Annotated in this window: 5 protein-coding genes; all 5 read left to right on the top strand. The window is 63.5% G+C overall.

Annotated elements, in window-relative coordinates; genetic code table 11:
- Positions 1–4 precede the first annotated feature (4 nt).
- The 5 genes from KJ624_06980 (at position 5) to hpt (ending at position 6,949) form a co-directional block, all read left to right on the top strand.
- A complete protein-coding gene (locus KJ624_06980; GenBank protein ID MBU2009560.1) occupies positions 5–841 on the top strand; it encodes a DegV family protein in 837 nt (278 codons plus the stop codon).
- Positions 838–3,240 (top strand): ATP-dependent DNA helicase RecG, encoded by a 2,403-nt coding sequence (gene recG / locus KJ624_06985; GenBank protein MBU2009561.1) that lies wholly within the window; start codon positions 838–840, stop codon positions 3,238–3,240. Before KJ624_06980 ends, recG begins: the two co-directional genes overlap by 4 nt.
- A gap of 64 nt (positions 3,241–3,304) precedes the next feature.
- Positions 3,305–3,790, top strand: coding sequence for a hypothetical protein (locus tag KJ624_06990; GenBank protein MBU2009562.1), 486 nt, complete (start codon positions 3,305–3,307; stop codon positions 3,788–3,790).
- Positions 3,791–3,806: 16 nt separating this feature from the next.
- Positions 3,807–5,450, top strand: coding sequence for an arginine--tRNA ligase (locus tag KJ624_06995; protein ID MBU2009563.1), 1,644 nt, complete (start codon positions 3,807–3,809; stop codon positions 5,448–5,450).
- 110 nt (positions 5,451–5,560) lie between these two features.
- The gene (gene hpt, locus KJ624_07000) at positions 5,561–6,949 is read left to right on the top strand and encodes a hypoxanthine phosphoribosyltransferase (protein ID MBU2009564.1); all 1,389 of its coding nucleotides are present in this window, start codon (positions 5,561–5,563) and stop codon (positions 6,947–6,949) included.
- Positions 6,950–7,209: the final 260 nt, after the last annotated feature.

The raw sequence follows: 7,209 nt of genomic DNA on the forward strand, positions 1-7,209 counted from the left end.
AGGGATGACTATCAAAGTAGTTACCGACAGCACCGCTGACCTGCCCCCGGAGCTGGCCCGGCGCTTCGGCGTGGAGGTGGTGCCCCTCTATGTCCACTTTGGAACGGAGACCCGACAGGACGGGGTGGACATAGGCCCCGATGAGTTCTACCAGAAGCTGGTCCAGAGCCGGCAACTCCCCACCACCTCCGCTCCCTCCCCCGGGGTCTTCCAGGAGCTCTACTCCCGCCTCCTGAAGGATGCCGATGGTATAATCTCCATCCACATCTCCAGCAAGCTCAGCGCCACCCACAACTCGGCCCTCCTGGCCAAAGAGCAGGTCCCGGGGAAAATAGAGGTCGTTGACTCCCTGACCTGCTCCATGGCCCTGGGCCTCCTGGCCCTGGTGGCAGCCCAGCGGGCCCGGGAGAAAAAGGGCCTGGCGGAGATAGCCCAGGAGATAAGGGGGCTGGCCCCCCGGTGCCACCTTTTTGGCCTGCTGGACACCCTGGACTACCTGGTGAAAGGGGGCAGGATAGGCAAGGCCCAGGCCTTCCTGGGCTCCCTGCTGAACATAAAGCCCCTCCTCACCGTCAAAGACGGAGAGGCCCACCCCCTGGAGCGGGTAAGGACCAGGCCCCGGGCCATAGACCGGCTCTGCCACATAGTGGAGTCCTTCCGCTCCATCCAGGCCATGGCCGTCCTCTCTACCACCACCCCCCAGGAGAGGGACGGGCTGGCCCGGCGACTGAGCGACCATTACAAAGGAGAAATCCACCTGAGCAGTTTCGGCCCCGTGATGGGGACCTATGTAGGCCCCGGGGCCCTGGGCATCGCCGTCCTGGGAGAAGGCCCCTTTTGACCCTGGACCTCGCCGCCCTGCGCAAGGTCCTGGACCTGGAGAAGAAAAAGGGCTTCACCGACCGGGCCGTCATCGGCGGCCTGGATAGATACCTCCGGAACTGGGCCGTGAAGGCGGATGGGCTGGCTTCCCCGGCCCTTTTCCACAGGCTAGAGCAGTTGGGCCTCCTTGAGCCCCGCTACTCCACCTGGGACCAGGAGCGACGCCAGCCATGGGTGGAGGAGGTCCTGGCCTTCCTGGAGGGGTTGGAAAAGGCTCCCCCTTCCCCGGCAAAACCCCCTTCCCCCCCACCCCGGCCCCGCCCCAGGACCCCTAAACCAGCGCCGTCCCTGGACTCCCCCCTCCCCGGCCCCCCCTCCCTGGTGGGCCGGCTTTCCGAGATGGGGGTGAGAACGGTGAGGGACCTCCTCTATTTCTTCCCCCGCCGCCACCTGGACTACAGCCAGACAAAGAAGGTGGCGGAGCTGGAGGTAGGGAAGGAGCAGACGGTCACGGCCCTGGTCTGGGAGGCGAGGCGAGAATACCTGGGCAAGAAGGAGGGCACCGAGGCCATTGTGGGGGACGATACCGGAAATATCCGGGTGGTCTGGTTCAACCAGCCCTACCTGGCCAGGAGCCTCAAGCCCAACACCTATATCGTCCTCAGCGGACGGGTGGATGCCTTCAAGGAGAGGAAGGTGCTGGAAAACCCGGCCTGGGAGCCACTGGAAGAGGAGCTGGTCCACACCGGACGGCTGGTGCCAGTGTACCCCCTCACCCAGGGCCTTCGCCCCCGCCCGGTGAGAAAGCTGGTCAAGGAGGTAGCCGACGCCTGGGCCCCCCGCCTCCCCGATTTCCTCCCCCCGGAAATGGTCCAGGAATGCCAGCTAATGCCTCTGGGGGAAGCCATCCACCAGGCCCACTTCCCCCGTGACCCCCAGACCTTTCAGCAGGCCCGCCAGCGCCTGGCCTTTGATGAGCTACTGCTACTCCAGCTAGGGATGCTCTCCCGAAAGAAGGAGTGGCAGGACCAGCCTGGCCCCGATTTTCACCCCCAGCCCCAGGCCCTGGAGGCCTTTCTTGAAGGCCTCCCTTTCGCCCTGACCGCCGCACAGGAGCGGGCCTGGGAAGGGATTGAGGCCGACCTCCTGCGGCCCCAGCCCATGAGCCGCCTGCTCCAGGGGGAGGTGGGGAGCGGCAAGACGGTGGTGGCCGCCATGGCCCTCATCCTGGCCTGGGCCAATGGCTGGCAGGGGGCGCTGATGGCCCCCACCGAGGTCCTGGCCGAGCAGCACCTCCACAGCATCGGCTCCCTCCTCTCCCGGGCGGGCGGGGAGGGAGGGGAGGGGTCCCTCCGCCGCTTTTCTCTCCCCTCCGGCCCCTTCACCATGGCCCTCCTCACCGGCAGCCTCTCCTCCAGGGAAAAAGAGGCCATCCGTGACCGGCTAGGCCGGGGGGAGATTGACATTGTCCTGGGCACCCACGCCCTCATCCAGAGGGACGTGGCCTTCCGCCGGCTGGGGCTGGTGGTGGTGGACGAACAGCACCGCTTTGGCGTCCTCCAGCGCTCCGCCCTCAAAGGGAAGGGGCTCTCCCCCCATGTCCTGGTGATGACCGCCACCCCCATCCCCCGGAGCCTGGCCCTCACCTTTTACGGGGACCTTGACCTCTCGGCCATTGACCAGCTCCCGCCAGGAAGGCAGGAGGTGAAGACTTCCTGCCTCGGGCCGGAGGAGCGTCCCCAGGCCTACGCTTTCATCCGCCGCCACATCGCCCAGGGGGAGCAGGCCTTCATCATCTGCCCCCTTATCGAGGAGTCGGAGGCCGTTTCCACCCCGGCGGCGGTAGTGGAGTATGAGAGGCTCTCACGGGAGGTCTTCCCCGACCTCCGCCTGGGCCTCCTCCACGGCAGGCTGGGGCTGGAGGAGAAAGAAGAGGTCATGCGTCGCTTCCGGCAGGGCAAGCTGGACATCCTGGTGGCCACCCCTGTGGTGGAGGTGGGGATAGATGTGCCCAACGCCACGGTGATGCTGGTGGAAGGGGCAGAGCGCTTCGGACTGGCCCAGCTCCACCAGTTCCGGGGGAGGGTGGGCAGGGGGGAAAAGCCGGGCTACTGCCTCCTCCTCTCCGTAAGCCCCAGCCCCGAGGCCCAGGAGAGGCTGAGGACTATTGAGAGGGTCCGGGACGGCTTTCTCCTGGCCGAAGAGGACCTCCGGCTGCGGGGCCCGGGGGAATTCTTCGGCACCCGCCAGAGCGGGCTCCCGGACCTGAGGATGGCCAGGCTCTCTGACCTGCCCCTGGTGGAGATGGCCCGAGAGAAGGCCCGGGCCCTCTTTTCCCGCCACCCCGCCCTGGAGCCCTACCCCCTCCTCCAGGAGGAACTGGCCCGGCGCTGGAAAGGTGCCGCCGAAACAGGATAGAATAGGGCGAAAAGGAAAGAGGGCTCTCAGTAGGCCCGAATAACCGCAGAAGGAGGTAGTATTCATGGACAAACTTTATGAACAATCAGAAACAGGTTGTTGCCCCAGATTCAATCCAGAGCCTTGGGATGAGAAAGAAGTAACCTGGCATGATAAGCTATTTATGAAGGACCATGTCAGAAGCCTATTTCACATCCCGCTCAACTTCGGGCAGGTCATGGTAAAGAACATGGAAAAGATTAAGGCGGCAGGTGCTCTTGCTCCTGAACCGCTGATGCTTTCTGATGAAAAATCCCTCTGGGGAGCGGATGTCTATATCGGAGTTGGCAAAGAAGTGCCTGGGGCAGAGATGAAAAGGATATCCGGAACCTTTCTGAGCAAAGCCTTTGAAGGGCCGTACAAGAATGTCGGCAGGTGGGTTAAAGAAATGAAAGCCTATGTCAAATCAAGGGGCAAAGAGAGCAAGAAATTGTATTTTTTCTATACCACCTGCCCAGCCTGCGCCAAGACGTATGGCAAAAACTACACTGTTATCTTGGCCCTGGTCTAGAAAATAGAAGGTGGCCATGCTCAGACACCGCTTGGAGGCGCTGCTAAAAGAGGCCTGCTCCCGGGCCCAGGCCCAGGGGCTGCTGCCCCCTATGGCCCTCCCCGATGTCATCGTGGAACACCCCCAGCACCCCGAGCACGGCGACTATGCCTCCAGCCTCCCTTTGAAGCTGGTGGGGGCAGTTAGGACAGACCCTCTTAGCCTGGCCCGGGGCCTGGCAGGCCTCCTGGGCCCCCTCCCGGAGATGGCCAAGATAGAGGTTGCCCCTCCTGGCTTCATCAACTTCACCCTCTCCCCCCACTGGCTGGCGGGGCAGGTGGAGACCATCCTCGCTGGGGGAGAAGACTACGGGAATATAGACCTGGGGAAGGGAAGGCGGGTCCAGGTGGAGTTTGTCTCCGCAAACCCCACCGGCCCCCTCCATGTGGGGCACGGGAGGGGGGCAGTCCTGGGCAGCACCCTGGCCCTGGTCCTCCAGGCCGCCGGCTTCAGCGTGGAGAAGGAATTTTATGTCAACGACGCCGGCACCCAGATTGAGGCCTTCCAGCGTTCCCTCCACGCCCGCTACCTCCAGGCCCTGGGCCAACCCGCCGAGATGCCCGCCGAGGGCTATATGGGCCAGTATGTGGTGGACCTGGCCCAGGACATAGCCCGGGAGTTCGGAAGGAAATTCCTGGACCGGCCCAGGGAGCTGGGAAGGCTGGGGATAGAGAGGATGCTGAAATCCATAAGGGCCGACCTGGACCTGCTGGGGGCGGAGTTCGATGTTTGGTTCAGCGAGGGGAGACTTTTCCAGGACGGCCAGTTTGAGCGGGCCATGGCCATGCTGGAAAAGGGAGGCTATGTGGAGGAGAGGGAAGGGGCCCGCTGGTTCACCTCCACCGCCCTGGGGGAGAGCAAGGACAATGTCCTCATCCGCTCCAGCGGTGCCCCCACCTATTTCGCCTCGGACACCGCCTATCATCTCAACAAGTTCCTGGAGAGGGGCTTTGAGCAGGTAATCAACATCTGGGGGGCCGACCACCAGGGCCATGTCTCCAGGATGAAGGCCGCCGTCTCCGCCCTGGGCATCAACCCGGAAAGGCTCCGCATCATCATCTCCCAGCTCGTCACCCTGAAGCGGGGTGGCGAGGTGGTGCGCGTATCCAAGCGCTCAGGGGACATCATCACCCTCCGGGAGGTGCTGGACGAGGTGGGAGCCGATGCCTGCCGCTTTGTCTTCCTCTCCCGCTCCGCCGATAGCCAGATGGACTTTGACCTGGAGCTGGTGAAAAAGGAGTCCGACGAGAACCCGGTCTATTATGTCCAATATGCCCATGCCCGCATCGCCAGCATCCTGCTCAAGGCACGGGAGAGGGGCCACACACCGGAGGGCGGGGATGTCTCCCTTCTCAAGGAGGAACCGGAGATGGCCCTTATCCGGAAGATGCTCCTCCTCTCGGAGTTAGTAGAGACCGTGGCCCTGAAGCTGGAGCCGCATCACCTGCCCCACTATGCCCAGGACCTGGCCACCACCTTCCACCTCTTCTACAAGGAATGCCGGGTCCTCTCCGGGGACAAAGCCCTATCATCCGCCCGGCTGAAGCTGGCCCTGGCCGCCAAGACCGTTCTCGCCCGCACCCTGAAGCTTATGGGGATGACCGCCCCGGAGAAGATGTGAAACTGGGGCTTGCCGCCTGCAGCAGGCCCGTGCTTTGGTGGAGAAGCCTGGAAACTTCCTGGTTCCGCAATGTCCAGGCAGTTGGCCTAGAATAGTAGGGGTTATTCCCGATGGCGCAGGCAGACCGCTTCGTCGAGGCCCTGGGGGAAATCGCCCGGGGAGCTAACAGTTTGCCCTTCCGCCTCCTGGCGCCGGGGGCGGTGAAGGCAGCGGCCGTGGCGCTGGGAGTGCGGGGGTGCTCCCTCCTCCTCTTGACCGCCGGACGCAAGCGGTTGGTGCATTCGGCTAGCTACGGGCTCAGCGACCGCTTCCGGGCCAAGGGGCTCGTAGAGGCAAAGAAAAGCCTCCATGAAGTCACAGAGGGGAAGCCGGTGGCAATCCTGGATGCGAGCACCGACCCCCGGATGCAGTTCCCCGAACTGGCACAGCAGGAGGGCATCGCCTCACTGCTGGGGGTGCCCGTGAAGGTGGGGGGAGAAATCGTGGGCAGCCTGAGGGCTTACAGCCGGGTGCCCCGCATCTTCCATGACAGTGAGGTGGACTTTCTGAGCACCGCAGCCGATATCCTGGGGACCGCTCTGGACAGGGAGCGGTGGCAACGCTGGCGCCAGGGGAAGAGCCCACGGGGAACCGGGCTCTCCCCCTCCCTGGTCAAGCCCGTCGCCTTTGCCCACCCCAGTGAGGAGGAGTTCGCCCGGCTCCTGGACTTCTACGAGATTGAGTGGCTCTACGAGCCCCGCTCCTTCCCCCTGGAGCCCGGGGGCAGCGGGGAGATGTTCACCCCCGATTTCTATTTGCCCGCCCTTGACCTCCACCTGGAACTAACCACTCAGGCGCAGAGCCTGCTCCGGGAGAAGAAGCACAAGGTGCGCCTGCTCAAAGCCCTCTACCCCGAGGTGAAAATCAAGCTCCTCTCCCGGCGGGACTACGACCGGCTCCTCGCCAAGTATGGTCATGGCCCCCTGGCCAGGGCAAAGGCAGAAGGGGTAGGCCCGGTCTTCCTCGGCCGGGAGCGCATCGCCCGGCGGGTCAGGGAGCTGGGAAAAGAGATATCCCAGCGCTACCAGGGGGAGACGCCGGTGCTGGTGGGGGTGCTACGGGGGGTGTACTGCTTCATGGCGGACCTGATGCGCCATCTTTCCATTCCGGCGGAGATGGACTTTATGTCCATCTCCTACTACGGGGAAAAGAGCCCGGCGGTCAAGATTACCAAGGACCTGGATCTGGACATCTCGGGGCGGCATGTAGTGCTGGTGGAGGACATCGTGGACACCGGGATGACCCTGAGGTTCATCATCGCTCACCTACAACGCCGCCACCCCAAGGGCATCGCCGTCTGCGCCCTCCTGGACAAGAGGGTCCGCCGGCTGGTGGATGTGTCCCTGGACTTCGTGGGCTTTGAGGTGCCTGATGAGTTCCTGGTGGGCTACGGGCTGGACTACCGCGAGAAGTTCCGCAACCTGCCCTACGTGGCTGTACTCAAGCCCAGCGAAGACTGAAGCTACGCGGTATAAAGAAAAACCCCGGGTGACCTTGCCAGCCTTCCCGGTCCTCCTCCATTCCCCCTCTTGGGAAGCTACTCGGTAAAATCTTCGGAGGCCCACCGGTTCGAACTGCTTCGACCACCCAGGGCACTATATTTATACCACAACTTCACCGGGTTGTCAAGTCCCTTGTACAGGGTCAGGACATATCGGACAAGGCCTCCTCCTTTCCAGGGTGAGATTTGAGCCAGTTCTGGTAGAACTGTTCGGGAGTG

It is taken from the genome of Chloroflexota bacterium (genome assembly GCA_018825785.1).
GTDB lineage: Bacteria > Chloroflexota > Dehalococcoidia > JACVQG01 > JAHKAY01 > JAHKAY01.